Here is a 24,715-nt window from a genome sequence, read left to right on the forward strand (position 1 = left end):
ACACTGATTCGGAGGCGGACGAATGATCGTAGTGGTTGATGAGCGCGAGCTCGTTAAAGACGGCTATACTTCTCTTTTTGGTCGCGAGGGCGTGCCCTCGACGGGGTTCGATCCCCGTGAATTCGGCGAGTGGGTCAACACCGCCGCCGATTCCGATATCGACGCGGTCGAAGCGTTCCTGATCGGCCAGTGCCAGCTCTCCATGGAGCTGCCGCGGGCGATCCGTGATCGTTCGCAGGCGCCGGTGATCGCGGTCAGCGACACGCCGTCCCTGGAAACCACGCTTGCCTTCTTCGACAGCGGTGTCGACGATGTCGTGCGCAAGCCGGTTCACCCCCGTGAGATCCTGGCCCGTGCGGCGGCCATCCGTCGTCGCCTGAAGGCGCTCGCCAACCACACCGACATCGGCCCGATCCGGGTCTTCTCGGATGGCCGCGACCCGGAAATTTCCGGCGACGTCTTCGCCCTGCCGCGCCGCGAGCGCCGCATCCTCGAATACCTGGTCGCCAACCGCGGCCGACGCCTTTCGAAGTCGCAGATCTTCAACGCGATCTACGGCATCTTCGATGAGGACGTCGAAGAGAACGTCGTCGAAAGCCACATCAGCAAACTGCGCAAGAAGCTGCGCAAGAAGCTTGGTTTCGACCCGATCGATTCCAAGCGCTTCCTTGGCTACTGCATCGACTGGCAGGGCTGAAGATCACCGCCGGCGGGCGGGGCAGGCGGACCCCGGCAGCCAGCTTCACGCAAGGCCCGTCCCATAGGGTCGCTAAGACGAGACGAACGGGGATTTGACATGAGTCTTTACGGCACGATGAGAACGGGTGTTTCCGGCATGAACGCTCAGGCGAACCGCCTGAGCACGGTTGCCGACAACATCGCGAACGCGAACACGACGGGCTACAAGAAGGCCGCGACGCAGTTCTCTTCGCTCATTCTTCCCACGACCGGCGGCGCGTACAATTCGGGCGGTGTGACCACCGATGTCCGCTACTCCATCTCCTCGCAGGGAACGTTCACCTACACGACGTCGGCGACCGACCTTGCCATCAACGGCCGGGGCTTCTTCATCGTCCAGGGTTCCGATGGTGTCGAGTATCTGACGCGCGCCGGCGCCTTCACCCCGATGAGCGACGGCACGCTGAAGAACTCCGCCGGCTTCACGCTGATGGGATATCCCTATTCCTCGACGGAAGACCCGACCGTTGTCATCAACGGCTTTGCAGGTCTCGAAAAGATCAACCTCGCATCCGGCGAGCTGAACGTGAAGGCGTCCGAAAAGGGCTACCTGCATGTCAACCTGCCGTCGAACGAGGCTGATGGCTACAAGAAGGCGACGTCGCTCGTCGCTTATGACAGCCTGGGCAACACGCGCAAGCTCGACTTCAACTACACGAAAGTCAGCACGACCGCAGGCCCGCCGCCGACCAGCGAATGGGAAGTCACGGTCACCTATACCGATCCGGAGACGGGCGACATCTACGACATGATGAGCGGTGCGTCTCCGCCGTCCATCGTCGCCAGCGTCGACGACGCCACGCCCCAGGCCCTGACCTTCGATGCGGAAGGCAAGCTCGAGACGCCGGCAAGCCCTGCGGACCTCGTCCTGGACGAACTTCCGATCGACGGCGCCGTCCTGAAGTCGTTGACGGTTTCGATCGGCGGCGCGACGGGCGGCAGCACGCAGCTCGCGTCGGCCTTCGCGGCCAAGGGCGATATCGACGGCATCGGTCCGAGCGGTGTTTCCGGCTACGAGATCAGCGACGACGGTATCGTCTATCTCAAGTACGAAAACGGCGACCTCGCCCCGAAGTACCGTCTCGCCATGGCGAACGTGCAGAGCCCCGACAACCTCAAGCCGCTCGCCGGCAACGTCTACTCCCAGAGCAACGATTCGGGCGTCATCGTCATGGGCTATGCCGGTAACGGCGGCTTCGGAACGATCCTGTCCGGCGCGCTGGAGGATTCGAACGTCGATATCGCCGAAGAGCTGACGAGCATGATCGAATCGCAGCGCAACTACACGGCCAATTCGAAGGTCTTCCAGACCGGTTCCGAACTCATGGAAGTCCTCGTCAACCTCAAGAGATAAGGTCGCATGACGGTTCGGCGTGCACTCGAAAGTTAGGTAGAACTGATGTCGCTTACAGCAGCTATGAAGACTGCTCAGTCAAGTTTTTCCAACGTAGGCCTGCAATCGGCCGTCGTTTCGAAGAACATTGCCAATGCAAGCGACCCGGCTTATGCGCGCCGTGCGGCGATCCTCGCCACGGCGAGCTCCGGTGCCACCGTCGTCGAAACGCAGCGCGCGCAGAACGAAGCGCTGCTGAAGCAGAACCTGCTCAGCATTTCGAAGGCTTCGGCCCAGGATACCGTTCTGGCCGGCCTCTCGCGCATGAAGATGATGCTGGGTGGCGAGGACTACGAACTCGCCCCCTCCACCTATCTCGCCAAGCTGCGTGACAATCTCCAGACCTTCGCCGACAAGCCGAACGAAGTCTCGCTTGCCGAAACGGTGGTGGCGGATGCCATCGACGTCGCGACGTCGTTGAACAGCACGTCCGAAGCGCTCCAGAAACTGCGGTCGGAGGCTGACGCCGACATCGACACCGCGGTCAAGGACCTCAACCGCCTTCTCAAGGAATTCAAGACCTACAACGACCAGGTCCGGCAGGGCACGGCGGCCGGCACCGACGTCAACGACGCGCTCGACCAGCGCGACAAGCTGCTGACGCAGATTTCCGGCCTCGTCGGTGTCACCACCGTCAACCGCACCAACAACGACCTGGCGCTCTACACCAGCGATGGAACGGTGCTGTTCGAGACCGAGGCGCGCACCGTCAGCTTCGTTCCCACGACCACCTATACCGCCACCGTGACGGGCAACCAGGTCCTGATCGACGGCGTGCCGGTGCAGATGGGCGCGGCCGGCAACACCAGCGCGCGCGGCACGATCGCTGGCCTGCTGCAGATTCGCGACCATGCCGCGCCGACCTTCCAGGCCCAGCTCGACGAAACCGCCCGCAGCCTGATCAACATGTTCTCCGAGGACACGGTCGGCGGCGCGATGGACGGCCTGTTCATCCGCAACGGCGTGGCCGTCGGTGACGATCTCACCGTCGACACGGTGGTGCCCGGCCTCTCGACGGTCATCAAGGTCAATCCGGCTGTCATCACAAATCAGGGCGGTAATGCCAAGCTGCTGCGCGACGGCATCAACGAGACCTTCAACATCGATAACAATGCCAGCTTCTCGGTGCTGCTGAACAATTATGCGGCTGCATTCGAGACACCGGTCACGTTCGATCCGGCTGCGGCCATCGATACGAACGCTTCGCTGCTGGCTTTCTCGAGCGGTTCGGTAGGCTGGCTGGAGCAGCTGCGTAGCGCGGCGACGACGGCCGCTGACGACAAGAATGCGCTGCTCGCACGCACGCAGGAGGCCTTGCAGAGCGTGACATCCGTCAGCCTTGACGAGGAACTCGCACTGCTCCTCGATCTGGAGCAGTCCTACAAGGCATCGGCGAAACTGGTCGCGGCGGTCGATGAAATGATCACCGCTCTTCTCCAAGCGGCGGGCTAAGGCATGAAGGCTTCTTTCGTTTCCAACGTTTCCCTGCAGAATGCGATGCGCATCACGGTCGCAAGCGCGCAGAAGGAAATGGTGCAGCTTCAGGAGGAGACGGTCACCGGCCGTCATGCGGATGTCGGCGCGGTTCTCGGCGCCAAGACCTCGCGTACCCTCGACCTGCACCGCGACCTCCAGCGCATGGAATCGCTGAAGAGCACCAATGCGCTGACCACCCAGCGCCTCGCCGCCTCGCAGGAGGCGCTTGGTCTGATGTCGTCGGCCGCCAACGATGCGATGGAAGTGCTCATCGCGCTCTCCGGCATGACCTCTTCCGATCAGCTGGAGCTGGCGCAGCAGAACATGGGCAACGCGCTGTCCACCTTCACGGCCGCGGCCAACACCTCGTTCAGCGGCGAATATCTGTTCGCCGGCATCAATTCCGACGTCACGCCGCTCAAGGACTATCTCCAGGAGACCCCGCCGAGCGATGCGAAGGTCGCGTTCGATCAGGCCTTCCTCGCGCATTTCGGCTTCACGCAGACGGATCCCGGCGTTTCCACGATTGCGCCGGCCGACATGCAGGCCTTCATCGCCGATCTCGAAACGAGCTTCATGGGGCCGGACTGGCAGACCGACTGGTCGAACGCGTCCGATGAGAACATGCAGAGCCGTATCAGCGCGGCCGAGACCGTCCAGAGTTCAACCAACGTCAATGCCTCTGGCATGCGGTATCTGGCGCTCGGACTGGTCGTCGGCCAGGAACTGTTGTCGATTGGCCTTAGTGAGGCCTCGCGCAAGGTCGTCAGCGATTCCGCCATCGATTACATGGGCCGCGCCATCTCCGGCGTGGATGGCGAGCGCTCCAAGCTCGGCATCTCCCAGTCGCGTGTCACCCAGGCCAATACCTCGCTCGACGCGCAGATCACCATCCTGACCACAAGCATCAAGGACATGGAGGGCATCGACACATACGAGGCCGCGACACGCGTCACGACGCTCGAGTCGCAGCTTTCCCTTGCATACACGCTGACTTCGAGAATCCAGAATCTCAGTCTGCTGAACTACCTCTGATGAACCAGAGGGTACGGACACACATGAAGGATGTCTGAATGTACCAGTTTTCATATGCCGAGATCATGGAAGAGGGCGTTGCCGTCTCGAAGGATCGGGAACGGCAGGTGCTCGAGCGGTCGATTGCGCTTTTGAAAGCCGCAGTGGCCGCCGGTTCCTACGGCAAGGAGGCGGTGGAAGCCGTCTATTTCACTAGGCGCGTCTGGATCCGCTTCATCGAGGATCTCGGCAACCCGGAAAACGAGCTGGAAGACGAGCTCAGGGCCAACCTCATTTCCATAGCCATCTGGATTCTCAAGGAAATCGAAAAGATCCGCAAACGCGAGTCCGAGAATTTCCAGGGCATTATCGACATTACCACCATCATCAAGGATGGCCTCAAATGAAAAGTACGCTGCGTATATCGCTGAAGTCCGGTGAGCGCATTTTCGTCAATGGCGCGGTTCTGAGGGTCGATCGCAAGGTGGCGATCGAGTTTCTCAACGATGTGACCTTCCTTCTGGAAAACCATGTCCTGCAGCCGGAACAGGCGACCACGCCGCTCCGTCAGCTCTATTTCATCGCGCAGATGTCGCTGATCAATCCGGAAGGCGCCGAGCAGTCGATCGCCATGTTCCGCAAGTCGGTGATCATGCTTCTTTCGTGCTTCAAGAACGAGGAAGTGCTGGCCGAGCTGAAGCGGGTGGATGCGCTTGTCACCCAGGGCCGCGCCTTCGAGGCTCTCAAGGCGATCCGCGGGCTTTACCCGATCGAGGATCGCATCCTGAACAACCAGGAAATGACGCCGGCGACGATCGAGCAGATCCGCAGGGAGATCGCACCATGGTAGACGCTGTCAACAACAACACGTCGTCCGGTTACATGCCGACGGTGACCGGCGCCGAATCGGCGAAGGACACCAAGACGGCAACGCTGAACTACGAGAGCTTCCTGAAGCTGCTCGTGGCGCAGATGAAGAACCAGGATCCGACCGAGCCGATGGACGCGACCCAGCAGATGGCGCAGCTTGCGACCTTCTCGCAGGTCGAGCAGACCATCAAGACGAACAAGAACCTGGAGAGCATGCTGCAGCGCACCTCCCTCCAGGAGGCCAACTCCGTGATCGGGCGCACGGTCACGAGCAATGATGGCGCGATTTCTGGCGTCGTCAAGGAAGTCACGCTATATAACGACGGTATTGTCGCGACGCTTGATTCGGGCGAGAAGATGGTTATCGGGCCCGGCGTAACCGTAAAGTGAACCCCATCCGTGAATGAGGCAGACGCCCTCGATATTGCGCAGTCAGCCATCTGGACGGTCATCGTGGCGTCCGGCCCGGCCGTTCTTGCCGCCATGCTCGTGGGCGTCGTCATCGCCTTCATTCAGGCGCTGACGCAGGTGCAGGAAATGACCCTGACCTTCGTCCCCAAGATCCTGGCGATCATGGTCACGCTCGCCATTTCGGCGCCCTTCATCGGCGCTCAGATTTCCATCTTTACCGATCTCGTCTTTTCCCGCATCCAGACCGGGTTCTAGCGCGGCTCCGCCCGAGCCGTTCGCGCGCTTTCCCGCCTCCTGCCACCCTCGCGCAAGCTTCGCCCTGTACGTCTGACGGCGAAAATGGGCGACGCGTGTGACGCGGCGCAGCCTCTCATGACGAGACGGGAATCTTTCAGATGGCGCAAGTACCGGCAATCAGCATTCCGAAGGTCAGCCCGAGCGGCCGCGATATCGCGTTCGCCGTCGGCATCCTGACGATCCTGTCGATCCTCTTCCTGCCCATCCCCGTCTTCATGATCGATATGGGCCTGGCGTTTTCCATCGCCTTTTCCGTGCTCATCCTCATGGTCGCGCTGTGGATCCAGCGCCCGCTCGATTTCTCGTCCTTCCCGACAGTCCTGCTGATCGCGACGATGATCCGCCTGGCGCTCAATATCGCCACGACGCGTGTCATCCTTTCGCACGGCAATGAAGGCCATGACGCCGCCGGCGGCGTGATCGCCGGCTTTGCCAGCCTCGTCATGTCCGGCGATTTCGTCATCGGTCTGATCGTCTTCATGATCCTGATCGTGGTGAACTTCATCGTCATCACCAAGGGTGCGACGCGTATCGCCGAAGTCGGCGCCCGCTTCACCCTCGATGCCATTCCCGGCAAGCAGATGTCGATCGATGCCGACCTTTCGGCAGGCCTGATCGACGAGAAGCAGGCGCAGCTGCGACGGCGCGAACTGGAGGAGGAAAGCTCCTTCTTCGGTTCGATGGACGGTGCCTCGAAATTCGTGCGCGGCGATGCCATTGCCGGCCTCCTCATTACGGCCATCAACGTCTTCGGCGGCATCATCATCGGCTACTTCCGCCACGGCATGGAGCTTTCCGAAGCCGCCGACGTTTTCGTGAAGCTTTCCGTCGGCGATGGTCTCGTCTCGCAGATCCCCGCCCTGATCGTCTCGCTCGCAGCCGGCCTCATCGTGTCGCGCGGCGGCACCGCGGGGTCCACGGACCAGGCGGTCATCAACCAGCTGTCCGGTTATCCGCGCGCACTGCTCGTCGCTGCCGCGCTCATGTTCCTCCTCGCGATCATTCCCGGTCTGCCCTTCCTGCCGTTCATGGCGCTTGGTGGTGTCATGGCCTTCGGCAGCTGGATCATCCCGCGCCGCATCGAGGAGGAGAACCGGGTCAAGCGCGAGGCCGAGGCCCAGCAGGTCCAGGCGACGCGCGACCAGGAGAAGGATTCGGTCAAGTCCGTTCTGAAGACCGCCGAAATCGAACTGCTTCTCGGCAAGCAGGTTTCCACGCGGCTTCTCGGCGCGCATCAGGAACTGGCGTTCCGCGTGGGCAAGATGCGCAAGAAGTTCGCCGCCCAGTACGGCTTCGTGGTGCCAGAGATCAAGGTCTCGGACGACATCGCCATCCCCGACAAGTCCTACCAGATCCGCATTCACGGCACGACGATCGCCTCGAACATCGTGCGCGTCGGCGAAGTGCTCGTCGTCACCGGCGGTGGCCGCAAGCCGAGCGTGCCGGGCGACGATATCCGCGAACCCGCGTTCGGCATGCCGGCCGTCTCGATCCTCGAGACCTTTGCCGATGACCTGCGTCGCGAGGGCTTCCATCCCATCGATAACGTTTCGGTCGTTCTTACGCACCTGTCGGAAGTCATCAGAAACAACCTGCCGCAGCTTCTCTCCTATAAGGATGTGAAGGTGCTGATCGAGCGGCTCGACCCGGAATACCGCAAGCTCGCAGACGAGATCTGCTCCTCGCACATGTCCTATTCCGGCCTTCAGGCCGTGCTGAAGCTGCTCCTGGCCGAGCGCGTTTCCATCCGCAACCTGCACCTCATCCTGGAAGCCGTGGCGGAACTTGCCCCGCATGTCCGCAAGACCGAGCAGATCGTCGAGCATGTGCGCATCCGCATGTCGCAGCAGATCTGCGGCGACCTTGCCGAGAACGGCGTTCTGCCGGTGCTGCGCCTCGGCAACAAATGGGACATGGTGTTCCACCAGGCGCTCAAGCGTGACACGAAGGGCGAAATCGTCGAATTCGACATCGACCCGCGCCAGCTTGAGGAGTTTTCCGAGCAGGCCACCCGGGTTATCCGCGAGTTTCTTGACCGCGGCACACCCTTTGTACTGGTCACGTCGCCCGAATCCCGCTCTTATGTGCGCATGATCATCGAGCGCCTCTTCGCCACATTGCCGGTTCTCTCGCATGTCGAGCTTGCCAAGGGCATCGAGATCAAGATTCTCGGCTCCATTTCATGATCACGGACCCGCAGGGCACGGTGCTGGCGCTGTTCGCCGCCTTCTGCCGTGTCGGCGGGTGTTTCATGCTGCTGCCGGGCTTCTCCTCGGCGCGCATCTCCATGCAGATCCGCCTCTCCATCGCCGTGGCCGTTTCCATGGCGATCCTGCCGATCATGTGGGACACGATCTATCCGCGCGCCTCCGGCTCGCTTGACGCCTATCTCAAACTCATCGTTTTCGAGACGCTGACCGGCGTGGTGATCGGCCTGATCGCCCGGTACTATGTGCTCGGCCTCCAGTTCGCCGGCACGGTGCTGACGATGATGATGGGCTTCAATGCGCCGCCGACGCAGGACGTGCTGGAAGATGCAGCCGAAAACCAGCTGACCAACCTGCTTTCCTTCGCGGGCCTGCTCATCCTCTTCCTTCTGGATTTCCATCACGTCGTGGTGCGGGCGCTGGTCGATTCCTACACCGTCATGCCGCTCGGCGCAGGCTTCAATCCGCAGAGCGCCCTGATCACGCTCACCGACACGCTGTCCCAGACCTTCATGATCATGCTGCGGCTCGCTAGCCCCTTCATTCTCTACGGCCTGGTCTTCAACGTCTCGATCGGTCTCATCAACAAGCTGGCGCCGCAGATCCCGATCTACTTCATCTCGCTGCCCTATCTCATCATCGGCGGCATGCTGCTGCTCTATTTCGGCATCTCTTCGCTCCTGCAGATCTTCGTGGCCGGTTTCATGCCGGTCTTCCAGGGGGGATGATGGCGCAGAACCGTTCCGACAAGCTCAAGCGTCTGGTGACCGTGCAGCGCCATCTGGAGAAGATGGCGGAGATCGACCTCGCCACCACGACCAGCCAGCGCCGCGAGATCGCCGAAACGATGGATGCCGTGGTCGATGCGATCAATTCGCTCAATCCGGTGCACCGCACCTTCTCGCGCCACTATTCCGGCCACTACAACAAGCTCCAGCAGCAGGACCAGATGCTGTCGAACGTGCAGCAGATGCATGAAATGCGGGTGGTGCGCGAACGCACCAAGGGCGACCGCATGGAAGACCGCATGAAGGAGGCGCGCGACGACGAGGAGCGCGTGGCGGCCGACGATTCGATCTACGATCTCATCGACCAGCATCTCGCCTATAAGGGCGAGCCGGGCTGACAAGCATAAGTACCTGTAAAAAGGCGTGATTTAACGTCGCCTGATCAAGCTTGTGCGAACTTGGAGGACGTGGGCGGCAACGTCACGGCTTCGTCATCCGGCACCAGCCTCCCGTAAGGTTGAGCAGCGATAGTCGCATCAGGACGATGAAGAGGTTCGCCGATGCCGCCGTGATGCGGCGCGCGCACCTGTCCGGAATGGTCAAGAGCCGGTGGACCGCCATGAGGACGGGATCGGCAGTTGAGGATCACCCGAAAGGTTCTGAGACGTGGCAATTTCACCCCCCAGTGATCTGGTGCTCGATGTCGTGCGCGCGGCCGATCCGACGCAGGTCCAGGAAGCGCAGGCCAAGCTGAAGTCAAACCGCGCCGCTTTCGAGGCGACGAGCCTTGCCGAGGCCGGCGCCGGCTTCCAGGCCGCCGTCGGCATTCTCAACCGTGATTCGGTTGCAAGCCAGGCGGCAAAGGGTGTCGAGGCTGTGGGCGGCAAAGCCGTTCCCGAGCATCTGCGCAAGTTCGAGACGATGGTGCTTCAGAACTTCGTGAAGTCGATGATGCCCGAAGAGAGCGAAGAGATTTACGGCAAGGGCACGGCCGGCGAGATGTGGCGCGGCATGATGGCCGACCAGCTCGGCGAAGCGCTTGCCAAGGGCGGCGGCATCGGGCTCGCCGAAAGCCTGGCCCGCAAGAGCGGGGTCACCTCGCATCCCAGGGACACGAACGATAACGACCGGATCGCCGCAAGCATGGTTCAGTCCATGCAGCGTCAGGCCTTTGCTGACCTGACGCCCGGCATCAAGGAAGACGACAAGAAAGCATAAGCGGAGAGCAACACAATGGAACAGGCGAACAACGAACTGCGTATCCGCACCGTTCTCGGCAGGCTCGAGACGATCATCGACAACGAGAATGACAATATCGGTACGGATCCCCATTTCGACCTGTCGACCTCGAATGCGCACAAGAGCCGTTGCCTCTATGAGCTGGCCATGCTGTCGCGCGACGTGCGGCCCGACGAGGTGCCGCAGACCTTCTCGCGCGAACTCGGCCGCGTGCGCGAAAAGCTCGCCACCAATGCGCAGCGCGTCTCGGCCCATCTCGAGGCCGTGCGTGAGGTCGTCAGCATCCTGAAGAACGCCGTGCAGGATCTCGAGGCCGACGGCACCTATTCGCAGGAACAATTCCGCCTGGGTTACGGTACATGATCAAGCTCGTCGGCACAGGCGTCTGGGTGCTTCTCGTCACGCTCGCCTCGGTCTATTTCTCGCTGAAGATGGCGTCAGCCCCGAAGGTCGACACCGCCGCCGCGGAACACGAAGCGGCGATGGAATTCGTCACGGGATACACGACCACCATTCCGGTGATCGGCGAGGCCGGCGTCAGCGGCTATCTCCTGACCAAGCTCGCCTACAAGGCGAACAAGGACCTGGCGGCCAAGCAGGTCGTGCCGCTGCCGGACATGATCACGGATGAACTCTATACGCTGCTCGTCGGCAAGAAGATGATCGACGTGGCCGATGCCGGGCATTTTGATCTCGATGCCTTCCGCGGGGTCGTCAAGGAGGGGCTCAACCGCCGCTTCGGTGCCGACGTCATTCAGGAGGTCTATATCGAGCAGATCGATTATCTGACGACCGCCGCAGTGGAGGATCCGACGCCCAAGGGTGGTAAGACCCTGGTCAAGGGCGAGGTCCCCGCTGCCGAACCGGCGGAAAAGAGCGGCGGCCACTGAACCGACCCTCGAAAGGGCTGTGACCGGGCCGGCCGCTCAGAGCGAGCCGGCCTTTGCCATTTCCGGCCTTTTGCTTTCGGCCTTCGCACCGGAGAACTTGTAGCGCAGCACATGGTAGAGGAAGAGCGGACCAACGGTTTCCGTCTCCCGCTTGCGGGATGCGCCCCACGCCGGGAGGGAGAGCCAACCGAGCCCGAACCTGCGTGGCGACGCGCGCCGTGCTTCGCCCGACAGCGTTTCGAACAGGCGCTCGACACCCAGAACCAGTCTCGCATGACCCGGGCCGACATGACGGTCGATCCATTTTTCCTGGGCTGGCCTATCCATCGAGACCAGCAGGATATCGGCATTGGCGGCGCCCACACGCTCCATGACCGCGTCCGATTGCTGGCGATCGAAGGCATCGTCGGCAATCGGCAGGATGCTGTGCCACGGCGCATGTCGGCTGAGCGCCTCGGCAGCCTTTTTCAGGGTGGCCGCATGCCCGCCCACCAGCGCGATACGCATCGGCTTTGCGATATAGGTGAGCAAGGCCGGTACGAAATCCGTGCCGGCCAGCCGCGCGCGAAAACGCTGGCCATGCAGCAGCCGGGCGGCGAGGTCGATCCCCCGGTCTTCCGGCAGCACGGTCTGGCGCGAGAGCGCCGCGCGATAATCGGGATCGCGCATCATCCGGTTGGCACTGTCGGTATTGGCGAAGACGATGATGCTTTGCCCGAACGGCATCGTGGCCCGTTCCCCGGCGAAAGCCAGCGCTTCGGCCCATCCGAGGTCGCAGATGTCGAGGCCCAGGATATCGCGCCGTGCCGGAGCGATGGCGGCGGGAACAGGGTTGGCGCCACGGACGCGGCCTTGCCGGGATACGCGCGCGACGGAAGCCTTGCGGCTCGCCGGGCTCTGGCGGTCAGCGGAACGGATACGGTCGGGCGTCATGCTTGTCTCGGGGCTCGCATTGATCGTCGTCATGTAGCAACTCTGCCTGAAAGGCCGTTTAAGGAATTCGTGAAAAGGCCGGCTCGCGTTTTCACACACTGTAAACCTTTCCATAATGCTTTTAAAAACAATGACTTATTACATGGTTGCTTCCGCCAATCCGGTCCTGATAACCAGAATGGCGGGACGGCATGTGCCATTCCGTGTGACGAAAAAATGCATTCACCTCGCGCGGCATGTCTTCTTTCGCAGCCTCGGCGCTTGAATTTATGTGTTTTCGACAGCATAGGGCGTTAAAAGGCCATCGCACCGTGCCGGCGCGCCGTTAGGGTGAGCGCATCATTGCAGGGAGAGAAACGTGACAACCATTATCGATGGGAAGCAGGTTGCCGCTTCCGTGATTGACGCCGTGAAGTCCGCGACCGCTGCTCTTCAGGCGCAAGCAGGTGTCAAGCCCGGCCTCGCCGTCGTCATCGTTGGTGACGATCCGGCGAGCCACGCCTACGTCTCTTCCAAGAGCCGCATGGCCAAGGAGTGCGGCTTCAATTCGATCCAGCACACGTTGCCGGAAGAAACCACGCAGGAAGAGCTCGCCCGTCTCGTCGAGACGCTGAATGCCGATGAAAGCATTCATGGCATCCTCGTGCAGCTGCCGCTCCCCAAACACCTGGACTCCGATCCGATCATCCAGTCGATCCGGCCGGAGAAGGATGTCGATGGCCTGCACGTCGTCAATGCCGGCAAGGTCGCGACGGGCGATCTCGACGGCGGCCTCGTTTCCTGCACGCCCGCCGGCGCGATGGTGTTCGTGCGGCGCGTCCACGGCGATGACCTGTCGGGGCTGAACGCCGTGGTGATCGGCCGCTCCAATCTTTTCGGCAAGCCGATGTCGGCGCTGCTGCTGGCCGCCAATGCGACCGTCACGACGGCCCATTCGCGAACCAAAGACCTCGCCGCCGTCTGCCGCAATGCCGATATCCTCGTCGCCGCCGTCGGCCGGCCGGAAATGGTGAAGGCCGATTGGGTAAAGCCCGGTGCGACCGTCATCGACGTCGGCATCAATCGCGTCGCCGCACCCGAGAAGGGCGAGGGCAAGTCGCGCCTAGTCGGCGATGTCGCATTCGAGGAATGCGCCAAGGTGGCGGGGGTCATCACGCCGGTGCCCGGTGGTGTCGGCCCGATGACCATCGCCATGCTCATGGCCAACACCGTGATCGCGGCCTATCGCAAGGCCGGACGGACCCCGCCGAAATTCTGATCCGACAGGAAGACAGGCGCCCGCGGACGCCTTTTTCATTTCTGCTGCTTCATCTATCGGGCGGCGCGGCGCCCGTCGAGGCGCGCACGATGAGATCGGCCTTCCAGAGTTCCTGCTGGGGCAGCGTTTCCAGCTGGAGGATCTGGGCGATCAGCCGGCGGGCGATGCGCTGGCCGGCGGCGCGCAGCGATGAGCGCGTCGTCGTCAGCGGCACCATGAAATTTTCCGGTTTCAGCATCGGCAGCACGTCGTCATGGGCGATCAGGGAAATATCCGCGCCGATCTTCAGCCCCGCCTGGTTGATCGCCCTGACGGCGCCGAGCGCAAGAACCGTGCTGGAACAGAGCACCGCCGTCGGCGGTGCCTCAAGCCGCAGGAAAGCCTGCATTGCGCGAAAACCGTGTTCGTCGGTCATCTGCGCATGCGTGACGCATTCCTCGCGCAGGCTAAGCCCAAGCTCGGCGAGCGCCCGCGCGACGCCTTTCCGGCGCCTGACGGAAAACGCCAGATAATCCGGGCCATTGATGAGCGCGAAGCGTCGATGGCCGAGTTGCGTCAGCAGGCGTGCGGCATCGTAGAACGCGCCCGTATTGTCGATGTCCAGATACGGATAGTCATCCGCTATGCCGATCGATCGCCCGTGCACGATGAACGGCGTCTTCAGCGACTTCATCATGGCGATGCGCGGATCCTTCTCCCGCATATACGCCAGGAACAGCGCGTCCACATTGCCGCTTGCCACAAGCCTGCGGCAGGTGGCGACTTCGTCTTCCGGGTGGCTCGGATTGATGACGAAATGGAAATCGTGCCTGACCGCTTCGTCGCCGAGGCCCGCCAGGAATTCGCCGAAATGCACGTCGGATTCGATGCCGTCGGCCGTCGGCATGACAAGGCCGATCGAGCCGGCGCGGCCGGTGGCCAGGCGCTGGGCGGCGCGGTTGGGGCGGTATCCCGTTTCTCGCACCGCATCGAGCACCCGCTGGCGCGTTTCGGCATTGACCTCCGGATAACCGTTCAGCGCCCGGCTGACGGTAGTCTGGGAGAGGCCCAGCAATTGCGATAATTGCTTGAGGTTCACGTGCTTGGCTTTCCAGAATTATTCGAAGCGCTTTGGATGCCGCGCGACGCGGAGCATGTAACATCAGAAAAACACATGAAAAAAGCGGTTTCGGTCGTTTTGCAGCGCAAAATGACGCTGCGCTGCATCATCTCGGCGCTGTGTTCGCGCAGCTTGCAGGGGGCTTGACGAGGGCGACGGGGAAGTGGGATGAAAGGAAATCCAAAGCGCTTTGAATTTTGAGCTGTTTAGGAAATGCCGGCCCTGGGAGAGGGCGGTTTGTTTAGGGAGGCAAATCAGGTGAAAAAGACACTGTTGATGACGGCTGCGCTCGCCCTCGTTTTGGCAGGCAGCGCCGTCGCGGCCGACTTGAAATTCAAGCCCGGCGAGGACGCGAAGTTCAACTGGCAGAGTTTCGAGGACTTCAAGAAGGGCCACGACCTCAAGGGACAGACGCTGACGATCTTCGGTCCGTGGCGCGGCGAGGACGAAACGCTGTTCAGGGCCGTCTTTGCCTATTTCAGCGAGGCGACGGGCATCGAGGTCAAGTATTCCTCGTCCGAGAACTACGAACAGCAGATCGTCATCGACACGCAGGCCGGCAGCCCGCCCGATGTCGCGATCCTCCCGCAGCCGGGCCTGATCGCCGACCTCGCCTCGAAGGGCTACCTGACGCCGCTCGGCGACGAGACGCAGAAATGGCTTCTGGACAATTATGCCGCCGGCCAGTCCTGGGTCGATCTTTCGACCTTCAAGGGCAAGGACGGCAATGCCGCGCTTTATGCCTTCCCCTACAAGATCGACGTGAAGTCGCTGGTCTGGTATGTGCCGGAGAATTTCGAGGACGCCGGCTACGAGGTGCCGAAGACCATGGAGGACCTGAAGGCGCTGACGGAGAAGATCGTCGCCGACGGCGGCACGCCGTGGTGCATCGGCCTCGGTTCGGGCGGGGCCACCGGCTGGCCGGCGACCGACTGGGTCGAGGACCTTATGCTGCGCACCCAGAGCCCGGAGACCTACGACAAATGGGTGAAGAACGAGATCCCGTTCAACGATGCTGCGGTCATCGGCGCGATCGATGAATTCGGCTGGTTCGCCAAGAACGACAAGTTCGTCGATGGCGGTGCCGCCGCCGTTGCCTCCACCGACTTCCGCGACAGCCCGAAGGGCCTCTTCGCCTCGCCGCCGAAATGCTACCTGCACCACCAGGCATCGTTCATCCCGTCCTTCTTCCCGGAAGGCACCGTCGTCGGCGAGGATGCGGATTTCTTCTACATGCCGCCCTATGCCAGCAAGCCGGAACTCGGTAACCCCGTCCTCGGCGCGGGAACGCTCGCCATGATCACCAGGGACACGCCGGCCTCGCGCGCCTTCATCGAATTCCTCAAGACGCCGATCGCGCATGAGGTCTGGATGGCGCAGTCGAGCTTCCTCACGCCGTTCAAGGGGGCCAACAAGGAAGCCTATGCCAACGGCCCGATGAAAAAACAGGGTGAAATCCTGCTGGATTCGACGACCTTCCGCTTCGACGGTTCGGACCTGATGCCGGGCAAGATCGGCGCGGGCGCGTTCTGGACCGGCATGATCGACTTCGTCGGCGGCAAGTCGGCTCCCGACGTTGCCGAAAGCATCCAGAAGGCCTGGGACGCCATCAAATAGGTTGCCGGGTTGACCGTCTGCCCCCTTCTCCCCCGAGGGGAGAAGGGAGCGGCAGACGCGCCTGAGCATGCGAAAGTAATGCATTCCAGGGGAGGGATCGCCATGCAGCAACTGTTATTCGCCATCTTCACGATGGTCGGGGGCGTTCTCGCCTGTGTCGTCTATTTCTTCGGAACGAACTGGCTTCTCGACAATATCTTCCCGTCCAAGGGGCTGACGGGGCCGCAGGCCTCGAAGAACCTCCGGATCACCAATGCCATCCGGCCATGGCTGTTCATGGCGCCCGCGCTCTTCGCGCTCGGCATCTACCTCGTCTATCCCGTCTTCGAATCGGTACGTCTCTCCCTCCACGATCGTTCCGGCCAGCAGTTTGTCGGCCTCAGCAATTTCCGCTGGATGCTGGGCGACGGCGAGTTCCGCCAGTCGATCTTCAACAATTTCCTGTGGCTGCTCGTCGTGCCGGCGCTGTCCACCTTCTTCGGCCTCGTGATCGCCGCGCTGACCGACCGCATCTGGTGGGGCAACATCGCAAAGACGCTGATCTTCATGCCGATGGCGATCTCCTTCGTCGGTGCCGCCGTCATCTGGAAGTTCGTCTACGACTACCGCTCGGAAGGGTCCGAGCAGATCGGCATCCTCAACGCCATCGTGGTGGCCATGGGCGGCCAGCCCGAGGCGTGGATGACCATTCCCTTCTGGAACAACTTCTTCCTGATGGTGATCCTCATCTGGATCCAGACCGGCTTTGCCATGGTCATCCTGTCGGCGGCGCTGCGCGGCATCCCGGAAGAGACCATCGAGGCCGCCGTCATCGACGGCGCGAACGGCTTCCAGATCTTCTTCAAGATCATGGTGCCGCAGATCTGGGGCACGATCGCGGTCGTCTGGACGACGATCACCATCCTCGTCCTCAAGGTCTTCGACATCGTGCTCGCCATGACCAACGGCCAATGGCAGACGCAGGTTCTCGCGAACCTGATGTTCGACTGGATGTTCCGCGGCGGTGGCGATTTCGGCCGCGGTGCGTCCATCGCCGTCGTGATCATGGTCCTCGTCATCCCGATCATGATCTGGAACATCCGCAACGCCACCCGGGAAATGGAGCGCTGAGATGATTGCCACGTCCCGTTCGCCCCTCATCATCGTCGTTCACCTGTCCGTTCTGCTGCTCGTGGCGCTCTGGACCCTTCCGACCGCGGGTCTGCTGATCTCGTCGCTACGTGACAAGGACCAGCTTGCCGTCTCCGGTTGGTGGACCGCGCTCTCCACGTCCTCGCAAAACCTGACCGGCCGCGCGGCCTTGCCCGATGCGCAGGTCGAGAAGGACGGCAAGTTCGTGATCGCCGGCAACCTCATCGAAGGCGGCACGAGCAAGGTGTCCGCCTTCGGCGTCAGGCCCATGCAGCCCGCGGCTTTCGAGGTCGGCACCGCCGCTGATATCGGCGACGGCCAGACGCTGACTGTCAACGAGGACGGCAGCTACGAGATCGTCTCGCCTACGCGGATGGAAGGCACGCGCGGCCAGCGCATCTTCTTTACGGCCGCAGTGCCGCCGCGCTTCACCCTCGACAACTATCGCGAGGTGCTCAATGCCGAGGGCATCGGCGCGTCCTTCATCAACTCGCTGACGGTGGCGATCCCGGCGACGATCATCCCTATCCTCGTGGCGGCCTTCTGCGCCTATGCGCTGGCCTGGATGCCCTTTCCGGGGCGCGCGATCCTGATTGCCGTCATCGTCGGTCTGCTCGTCGTGCCCTTGCAGATGTCGCTGATCCCGCTCCTGAAGCTCTACAACGGTGTCGGCGCCTTCTTCGGCGTGCCGGCCAAGACTTATGTGGGCATATGGCTTGCCCATATGGGTTTCGGCCTGCCGCTCGCGGTCTACCTGCTGCGCAACTACATGGCCGGGCTGCCGCGCGAGATCATGGAATCGGCCCGCGTGGATGGGGCGAGCGATTTCGACATCTTCGTGAAGATCATCCTGCCGCTGTCCTTCCCGGCCCTTGCCTCTTTCGCCATCTTCCAGTTCCTGTGGACCTGGAACGACCTGCTGGTCGCCATGGTCTTCCTGGGCACCGGCAACAACGAGCTGGTACTGACCGGCCGCCTGGTGAACCTGCTCGGCTCGCGCGGCGGCAACTGGGAAATCCTCACGGCCTCGGCTTTCATAACCATCATCGTGCCTCTCATCGTCTTCTTCAGCTTGCAGCGCTACCTCGTGCGCGGCCTGCTGGCGGGGTCGGTGAAGGGCGGCTGACAACCATTTCCAGCAATATGCGGACCGGCCGGCGCTGCCACAGCATCGGGCCGGGACGCCCAGACAGGACATATGAGAATGACGACGTCGGGTTCAACGCTTCTCCAGCCGGACAAGGACTGGTGGCGCGGCGCGGTGATCTACCAGATCTATCCGCGTTCCTTTCAGGATACCAATGGTGACGGGATCGGCGATCTCCGCGGCATCACCGAGCGGCTTTCCCATGTCGCATCGCTTGGCGTCGATGCCATCTGGATATCGCCGTTCTTCACCTCGCCCATGCGCGATTTCGGCTATGACGTGTCCGATTACCAGGACGTGGACCCGATCTTCGGCGTGCTCTCGGATTTCGATGCGCTGATCGAAGAGGCGCACCGTCTCGATATCCGCGTGATGATCGACCTCGTCCTGTCGCACACCTCCGACAGGCATCCTTGGTTCGTCGAAAGCCGCTCGCGGCGCACGAACCCCAAGGCGGACTGGTATGTCTGGGCGGATTCGCGGCCCGACGGTACGCCGCCGAACAATTGGCTGTCGATCTTCGGCGGCTCCGCCTGGCAGTGGGACCCCACGCGCCTGCAATATTACATGCACAACTTCCTGACCTCGCAACCGGACCTGAACCTGCACAATCCCGAGGTTCAGGATGCGTTGCTCTCGGTCGCCCGCTTCTGGCTGCAACGCGGCGTCGATGGTTTCCGTCTCGACACGATCAACTTCTACTTCCACGACAAGGAACTGCGTGACAACCCGGCGCTCGCGCCCGAGCGGCGCAATGCCCAGACCGCGCCGGCCGTGAACCCCTACAATTACCAGGAACACATCTACGACAAGAACCAGCCGGAGAACCTGGAATTCCTCAAGCGGTTCCGCGCGCTGATGGAGGAGTTTCCGGCGATTGCCGCGGTCGGCGAGGTGGGCGACAGCCAGCGCGGTCTGGAGATCGCCGGCGAGTATACCTCCGGCGGCGACAAGATGCACATGTGCTACGCGTTCGAGTTCCTGGCGCCCGAACCGCTGACGCCGGCCTTCGTGGCGGACACGCAGCATGCGCTGGAAAAGGCGGCCCCGGAAGGGTGGGTCTGCTGGGCCTTCTCCAACCACGACGTCGTGCGCCATATCAGCCGCTGGGGCACTGGCGTGAATGATCATGAAGCGCATGCCAAGCTCTTGTCGAGCCTGCTGCTTTCGCTGCGCGGCTCCGTCTGCATCTATCAGGGCGAGGAACTGGCCCTTCCGGAAGCGGAGATCGCCTACGAGGATCTTCGCGATCCCTACGGCATCCAGTTCTGGCCCGATTTCAAGGGGCGCGACGGTTGCCGCACGCCGATGGTCTGGGAGACCAACGACCCGACCGGCGGCTTCAGCGACGGCAAGCCGTGGCTGCCGGTACCGCCCGCGCATCTGGAACGCGCCGTCGACGTGCAGGCGGGCGACGATGCATCCGTGCTTTCGCATTACCGCCGCTTTCTCGCCTTCCGCAAGGAGCACGTGCCGCTCGTCAAGGGCGAGATCGAGTTTCAGATGGCGGAAGGCGTCATCCTCTCCTTCGTGCGCTCGCACGGCAACGAGAAGATTTTCTGTGCCTTCAACATGAGCCCGGTCGCGCGCATGGCGGATATTCCGTCCGGCACGCTCGAGGCGCTGGAAGGGCATGGCTTCGCGAGCGTCATGCATGACGAATACATCGAACTTCCGGCCTGGAGCGGATTCTTCGCCCGCTTCGTGTGACCGGTCAGAACAACAGGGGAGGTAGAGACATGACAGGGCTGGTGCTCAAGGATATCCGCAAATCCTACGGTGCCGTGGATGTGATCCATGGCATCGATCTCGACATCAAGCAGGGCGAGTTCATCGTCTTCGTCGGTCCGTCCGGCTGCGGCAAGTCGACCCTGCTGCGCATGATCGCCGGTCTGGAGGAGATCACCAGCGGGGACATGATGATCGACGGCGAGCGCGTCAACGATGTGCCGCCGTCGAAGCGCGGCATCGCCATGGTGTTCCAGTCCTACGCGCTCTACCCCCATATGACCGTCTACGACAACATGGCCTTCGGCATGCGGATCGCCGGCGAAAGCAAGGAGGAGATCGATCGCCGCGTGCGCGCGGCAGCCGATATCCTTCAGCTCACCACCTATCTCGACCGACTGCCCAAGGCGCTCTCGGGCGGCCAGCGCCAGCGCGTCGCCATCGGCCGCGCCATCTGCCGCAATCCGAAGGTCTTCCTCTTCGACGAGCCGCTGTCGAACCTCGATGCGGCGCTGCGCGTCGCCACCCGCATCGAGATCGCCAAGCTCAACGAGCAGATGGCCGACACGACCATGATCTATGTGACGCACGATCAGGTGGAGGCCATGACGCTCGCCGATCGCATCGTCGTGCTGTCGGCCGGCCGCATCGAGCAGGTCGGGGCCCCGCTCGAATTGTACGAGCGCCCCGCCAATCTCTTCGTCGCCCGGTTCATCGGCTCGCCCGCCATGAACGTCATTCCTGCCAAGATCACTTCTGCCGGCGCGGCGACCGCGCTGGAACTGACCGGCGGGCGCACCGTCACCGTCGACATTGCGACGGCGGCGTCCGAGGTTGGGAAGGCGGCGAGCTTCGGCGTGCGCCCGGAAGACCTGCAGATTTCGACCGGCGACGATTTCCTGTTCGCGGGCACGGTATCCATCGTCGAGGCGCTCGGCGAGGTCACGCTGCTTTACATCGAGGGTCTTGTGCCGGGCGAGCCGATCATCGCCAAGATCCCCGGCATTCTCGACGTAAAGCGCGGCGACACGATCCGCTTCACGGCGGACAGGGCGAAGCTGCATCTCTTCAATGCCGCGGGGCAAAGCTACAGGGCTCTTTGAGGCGCGGCGTCTGCAAAAAAATGCACCGGATGCCCTTTGGAATGGCAGGATTTTCGCCTGCCGTTCAACGCGATGTTAAGCGTTGTCGCCGTAGCATTTCCCGGTAATGCAGTGCCGGGGCGAGCAGTCTGATGGGATTTTACGGTGACGTATCGCGGGGAAGCTACCTGAACAAGGAAGAGTCCTTCATGTATGATCGGGAAAAGACCTTCCCGATGGAGGACACCTGCAACGAGGCCCGCATCGAGTTCACCGAGACGGGTGGCCTCGTCAATCTCGTCTCTCGCCGCGGTGTCATCGTCAAGCTGTCGCGCAGCGGGGCCGTCATCACCATGACGACGAAGTTCCAGCTTCCGCGCAATTTCTACCTCGACATCGTCAGCGCCCGCATCCCGATGATCGGCTGCCTCACGCAGCGCGTCTATCCGAATGATGTCGTGGAAGCCCGCTTCCTGCGCCTGCTCTCCGACAAGGACCTGCAGCGCATCTTTGTCTACTCCACGCACCGCAACCACCAGAACCGGACGTTGGATATCTACGGCTGATGTGAAAAGAGGGGCGAAACGCTCCTCTTCTTATGTCTGCCAGATATCGAGCTTGGCGCGACCTCCCCCTCCATCATGCTCGGGCTTGACCCGAGCATCAAGTCCAAGCGCAGACCACTGCCTGTGGCTGTGGATCCTCGGCTCAAGGCCGAGGATGACGTTGAGTTTGTGGCTCAGGCCTGACCGAAGGAGGCGCCACTTAAGCGAACAGCACGCTCGCTCCATGGTCCGCCGGGCCGGCAATCGCGCGGAAGGGGGCGAAGAGTTCGCGACCCATGCCGAATTCGTTGCCGGAAAGATCGGCCGCCGCCTGCGGGCGGGCGGCGAATTCGGCGGCATCCACCAGGACCTCGATCGTGCCGTGGGTCGCATCGAGGCGGATGATGTCGCCGTCGCGGATGCGGCCGATCGGGCCGTTGTCCACGGCCTCGGGCGTCACATGGATGGCGGCCGGCACCTTGCCGGATGCGCCGGACATGCGTCCGTCGGTCAGAAGCGCCACGCGCTGGCCGCGGTCCTGCAGGATGCCGAGCACCGTCGTCAGCTTGTGCAGTTCCGGCATGCCGTTGGCCTTCGGGCCCTGGAAGCGCACGACGGCGATGAAATCGCCCGTGAGTTCGCCGGCCTTGAAGGCTGCGTTCAGCTCAAGCTGGTCATGGAAGACCTTGGCGGGCGCCTCGATGACATGGCGCTCGGGCTTCACGGCGGAGATCTTGATGACGGCATTGCCGATATTGCCGGTGAGCATCTTCAGGCCGCCAGTGGGCTGGAAGGGTGTCTCGATACTGGCAAGCACCTTCGGGTCGTGGCTGACCTTCGGAGAGGGCTCGCGCAGAACGGTGCCGTTGGCGCCGAGCCGGGCATCGACCGTATAGGCGTTGAGCCCCTGGCCGTAGACGGTGCGCACGTCGTCATGCAGCAGGCCGTGCTTCAGGAGTTCCTGGATCAGGAAACCCATGCCGCCTGCGGCGTGGAAATGGTTCACGTCGGCAAGGCCGTTCGGATAGACGCGGGCAAGCAGCGGCACGACATCCGACAGGTCGGAAATATCTTCCCAGGTCAGGAGGATGCCGGCGGCGCGCGCCATGGCGAGGAGGTGCAGCGTATGGTTGGTCGAACCGCCCGTGGCATGCAGCCCGACAACGCCGTTGACGATGGAGCGCTCGTCGATCATCTCGCCCGCCGGCGTGAATTCGTTGCCTTGGGCGGTAATGGCGAGCGCCCGCTTGGCGGCTTCCTTCGTCAGGGCATCGCGCAGCGGCGTGCCCGGATTGATGAAGGAGGCGCCCGGCATGTGGAAGCCCATGATCTCCATCAACATCTGGTTGGAGTTGGCCGTACCGTAGAAGGTGCAGGTGCCAGGGCCGTGATAGGACTTGGATTCGGCCTCCAGCAGCTCCGCACGGCCGGCCTTGCCCTCGGCGAAAAGCTGTCGCACACGCGCCTTCTCGTCGTTCGGAAGGCCGGAGGTCATGGGCCCGGCGGGAATGAAGACAGCGGGCAGGTGGCCGAAGGTCAGCGCGGCGATCGTGAGGCCCGGCACGATCTTATCGCACACGCCGAGATACACGACCGAATCGAACATGTTGTGCGACAGGCCCACGCCGGCCGCCATGGCGATGAGGTCACGCGAGAACAGCGAGAGCTCCATCCCCGGCTGGCCCTGGGTGACGCCGTCGCACATCGCCGGCACGCCGCCTGCCACCTGGGCAACGCCGCCTGCTTCGCGTGCGGCCTCGCGGATCAGCGCCGGGTAGGTCTCGAACGGCTGGTGCGCCGAGAGCATATCGTTATAGGAGGTGATGATGCCGAGGTTCGGAACGCGATCGCCGGCGAGCGCGTCCTTCTCGGCGGGGGAACAGACCGCAAAGCCGTGGGCGAGGTTGCCGCAGGAGAGCACGGACCGGTGCACGCCGCTGGCAGCGGCAGCCCGCACGCGGCCGAGGTAGGCTTCGCGGTGCGGCTTCGAGCGTTCGACGATGCGGGCGGTAATGGCTTCAATGCGCTTGTCGGCGGACATGGGATTATCCTGACTTCCTCGATTGCATTTTTACACGGCAGGGCGAGCGCGAAAGCTGCACGATCCGCGGGTCAATGGCGCCATGCGCCGGGCATGTTCGGCTTCAGCCGGCTAAGCGCGCTCCAGAGCATTGAAAGCCGAAGAAATCTCCGGCGTCGGGCAACACTCTAAGGCGCCCAGTAGATATCGACCGGCGTTGCCGCACGCCGCAAAACGGCGCGGATCGGCATATCGGTTTCCGGCCCGTCACCTTCCGCCGCGGCAAGAACGTCTTTCTTGCCTTGTCCCTCGATATGCAACACCAGAAGACGGGCATCCTGAAGGCTGGCGAAGGTGAAGGTGAGGCGGGTTTCCCCGGCACCTTCCGCTTCCATGGTGATGACGCCGCGCGGCGTTTCAGCCGAGATCGCGGTGGCCAGATTGTTGCCGCCGGGGAAGAACGAGGCGGTATGGCCATCCGTTCCCATGCCGAGAATGACGACGTCGAACGGTGCGCCGAGTGCTTCTGCATCCCGCGAGACGATCCGGGCCGCCTCGTCGGCGCTGTCGGCCTGGCGGTAGAGCGGCAGGAAATTCGCCGCCTGCGCCTTGCCCTGAAGCAGGTTCTCGGCAACGAGCAGATGATTGGAGCGCGGATTGTCCGCCGGCACGAACCGCTCGTCGACAAGCGTGATCGTCACCTTCGCCCAATCGATCTCGCGGGTCGAAAGCGACTTGAAGAAGGCCTTCGGCGTGGAACCGCCCGATACGGCGATGGTGGCCTTTCCACGGGCGGCCACGGCATCGGCAAGGGCTGCGGACACGCGATCCGCCAGACCTTCGGCCAGCGCCGCGCCGTCCTTGAATTCATGCAGTCTCGCGCTCATCGGCC

General features: G+C 62.6%; 26 protein-coding genes. 22 read left to right on the top strand and 4 right to left on the bottom strand.

What is annotated here, in order from left to right; all coding sequences use genetic code 11:
- The first annotated feature begins 22 nt into the window (after positions 1–22).
- From rem to K6301_RS01705, 14 genes are all read left to right on the top strand, one after another.
- Complete coding sequence (rem, locus tag K6301_RS01640; protein ID WP_134649698.1) at positions 23–697, top strand: transcriptional activator Rem; 675 nt, start codon at positions 23–25, stop codon at positions 695–697.
- Positions 698–796: 99 nt separating this feature from the next.
- Positions 797–2,092, top strand: a complete 1,296-nt coding sequence (locus tag K6301_RS01645) for a flagellar hook protein FlgE (RefSeq protein ID WP_247218866.1) — start codon at positions 797–799, stop codon at positions 2,090–2,092.
- Positions 2,093–2,137: 45 nt separating this feature from the next.
- Positions 2,138–3,583, top strand: a complete 1,446-nt coding sequence (gene flgK / locus K6301_RS01650) for a flagellar hook-associated protein FlgK (RefSeq protein WP_247218868.1) — start codon at positions 2,138–2,140, stop codon at positions 3,581–3,583.
- A 3-nt stretch (positions 3,584–3,586) separates the two neighbouring features.
- The gene (locus K6301_RS01655) at positions 3,587–4,642 is read left to right on the top strand and encodes a flagellar hook-associated family protein (RefSeq protein WP_247218870.1); all 1,056 of its coding nucleotides are present in this window, start codon (positions 3,587–3,589) and stop codon (positions 4,640–4,642) included.
- Positions 4,643–4,680: 38 nt separating this feature from the next.
- Positions 4,681–5,028, top strand: coding sequence for a flagellar biosynthesis regulator FlaF (flaF, locus tag K6301_RS01660; RefSeq protein WP_134649702.1), 348 nt, complete (start codon positions 4,681–4,683; stop codon positions 5,026–5,028).
- Entirely contained in the window at positions 5,025–5,471 is a 447-nt protein-coding gene (gene flbT, locus K6301_RS01665) for a flagellar biosynthesis repressor FlbT (protein ID WP_134649703.1), read from the top strand. Before flaF ends, flbT begins: the two co-directional genes overlap by 4 nt.
- Positions 5,465–5,881, top strand: a complete 417-nt coding sequence (gene flgD, locus K6301_RS01670) for a flagellar hook assembly protein FlgD (RefSeq protein WP_281505874.1) — start codon at positions 5,465–5,467, stop codon at positions 5,879–5,881. Before flbT ends, flgD begins: the two co-directional genes overlap by 7 nt.
- A 9-nt stretch (positions 5,882–5,890) precedes the next feature.
- Positions 5,891–6,157, top strand: a complete 267-nt coding sequence (fliQ, locus tag K6301_RS01675) for a flagellar biosynthesis protein FliQ (RefSeq protein WP_134649705.1) — start codon at positions 5,891–5,893, stop codon at positions 6,155–6,157.
- 140 nt (positions 6,158–6,297) lie between these two features.
- Positions 6,298–8,385, top strand: coding sequence for a flagellar biosynthesis protein FlhA (flhA, locus tag K6301_RS01680; RefSeq protein ID WP_134649706.1), 2,088 nt, complete (start codon positions 6,298–6,300; stop codon positions 8,383–8,385).
- Positions 8,382–9,134 carry a flagellar biosynthetic protein FliR gene (fliR, locus tag K6301_RS01685; RefSeq protein ID WP_247218872.1) on the top strand — a complete coding sequence of 251 codons (753 nt, stop codon included), beginning with the start codon at positions 8,382–8,384 and terminating at the stop codon, positions 9,132–9,134. Before flhA ends, fliR begins: the two co-directional genes overlap by 4 nt.
- Complete coding sequence (locus tag K6301_RS01690) at positions 9,131–9,532, top strand: hypothetical protein (RefSeq protein WP_134649708.1); 402 nt, start codon at positions 9,131–9,133, stop codon at positions 9,530–9,532. The genes fliR and K6301_RS01690 overlap by 4 nt, the downstream gene beginning before the upstream one ends.
- 268 nt (positions 9,533–9,800) lie before the next feature.
- Entirely contained in the window at positions 9,801–10,352 is a 552-nt protein-coding gene (locus K6301_RS01695; protein WP_247218874.1) for a rod-binding protein, read from the top strand.
- A gap of 15 nt (positions 10,353–10,367) precedes the next feature.
- Entirely contained in the window at positions 10,368–10,736 is a 369-nt protein-coding gene (locus K6301_RS01700; protein ID WP_134649710.1) for a hypothetical protein, read from the top strand.
- The gene (locus tag K6301_RS01705; RefSeq protein ID WP_247218876.1) at positions 10,733–11,263 is read left to right on the top strand and encodes a hypothetical protein; all 531 of its coding nucleotides are present in this window, start codon (positions 10,733–10,735) and stop codon (positions 11,261–11,263) included. The genes K6301_RS01700 and K6301_RS01705 overlap by 4 nt, the downstream gene beginning before the upstream one ends.
- 36 nt (positions 11,264–11,299) lie before the next feature.
- Here the strand turns inward: K6301_RS01705 and K6301_RS01710 are convergent, their stop codons facing one another.
- On the bottom strand, positions 11,300–12,229 hold the full coding sequence (locus K6301_RS01710; RefSeq protein WP_247218878.1) for a WecB/TagA/CpsF family glycosyltransferase: 930 nt from the start codon (positions 12,227–12,229) through the stop codon (positions 11,300–11,302).
- A 325-nt stretch (positions 12,230–12,554) separates the two neighbouring features.
- Between K6301_RS01710 and folD the strand changes: the two genes are divergently transcribed.
- Positions 12,555–13,454 (top strand): bifunctional methylenetetrahydrofolate dehydrogenase/methenyltetrahydrofolate cyclohydrolase FolD, encoded by a 900-nt coding sequence (gene folD / locus K6301_RS01715; RefSeq protein WP_247218880.1) that lies wholly within the window; start codon positions 12,555–12,557, stop codon positions 13,452–13,454.
- Positions 13,455–13,503: 49 nt separating this feature from the next.
- Here the strand turns inward: folD and K6301_RS01720 are convergent, their stop codons facing one another.
- Positions 13,504–14,532 carry a substrate-binding domain-containing protein gene (locus K6301_RS01720; protein WP_247218881.1) on the bottom strand — a complete coding sequence of 343 codons (1,029 nt, stop codon included), beginning with the start codon at positions 14,530–14,532 and terminating at the stop codon, positions 13,504–13,506.
- Here K6301_RS01720 and K6301_RS01725 point away from each other — a divergent pair, their 5' ends adjacent.
- From K6301_RS01725 to K6301_RS01755, 7 genes are all read left to right on the top strand, one after another.
- Positions 14,533–14,700: a hypothetical protein gene (locus K6301_RS01725; protein WP_247218882.1), complete on the top strand. Its 168-nt coding sequence runs from the start codon at positions 14,533–14,535 to the stop codon at positions 14,698–14,700.
- 129 nt (positions 14,701–14,829) lie between these two features.
- The gene (locus K6301_RS01730) at positions 14,830–16,170 is read left to right on the top strand and encodes an ABC transporter substrate-binding protein (RefSeq protein ID WP_425475383.1); all 1,341 of its coding nucleotides are present in this window, start codon (positions 14,830–14,832) and stop codon (positions 16,168–16,170) included.
- Positions 16,171–16,272: 102 nt separating this feature from the next.
- Positions 16,273–17,280 (top strand): carbohydrate ABC transporter permease, encoded by a 1,008-nt coding sequence (locus K6301_RS01735; protein WP_247218884.1) that lies wholly within the window; start codon positions 16,273–16,275, stop codon positions 17,278–17,280.
- A gap of 1 nt (position 17,281) precedes the next feature.
- Positions 17,282–18,427, top strand: a complete 1,146-nt coding sequence (locus tag K6301_RS01740) for a carbohydrate ABC transporter permease (RefSeq protein WP_247218885.1) — start codon at positions 17,282–17,284, stop codon at positions 18,425–18,427.
- Between the two features lie 78 nt (positions 18,428–18,505).
- A complete protein-coding gene (gene bglA, locus K6301_RS01745) occupies positions 18,506–20,158 on the top strand; it encodes a beta-galactosidase BglA (RefSeq protein WP_247218886.1) in 1,653 nt (550 codons plus the stop codon).
- Between the two features lie 29 nt (positions 20,159–20,187).
- The gene (locus tag K6301_RS01750) at positions 20,188–21,279 is read left to right on the top strand and encodes an ABC transporter ATP-binding protein (RefSeq protein ID WP_247218888.1); all 1,092 of its coding nucleotides are present in this window, start codon (positions 20,188–20,190) and stop codon (positions 21,277–21,279) included.
- Between the two features lie 131 nt (positions 21,280–21,410).
- Positions 21,411–21,824: a hypothetical protein gene (locus K6301_RS01755; RefSeq protein ID WP_134649719.1), complete on the top strand. Its 414-nt coding sequence runs from the start codon at positions 21,411–21,413 to the stop codon at positions 21,822–21,824.
- Between the two features lie 199 nt (positions 21,825–22,023).
- Here K6301_RS01755 and edd read toward each other — a convergent pair whose 3' ends face one another.
- Together edd and pgl are read right to left on the bottom strand one after the other, a co-directional pair.
- A complete protein-coding gene (edd, locus tag K6301_RS01760; RefSeq protein WP_247218890.1) occupies positions 22,024–23,844 on the bottom strand; it encodes a phosphogluconate dehydratase in 1,821 nt (606 codons plus the stop codon).
- A gap of 167 nt (positions 23,845–24,011) precedes the next feature.
- Positions 24,012–24,710: a 6-phosphogluconolactonase gene (gene pgl, locus K6301_RS01765; RefSeq protein WP_247218892.1), complete on the bottom strand. Its 699-nt coding sequence runs from the start codon at positions 24,708–24,710 to the stop codon at positions 24,012–24,014.
- Positions 24,711–24,715 lie beyond the last annotated feature (5 nt).

Origin of the sequence: Shinella oryzae (assembly GCF_023038235.1) — a bacterium.
GTDB lineage: Bacteria > Pseudomonadota > Alphaproteobacteria > Rhizobiales > Rhizobiaceae > Shinella > Shinella sumterensis.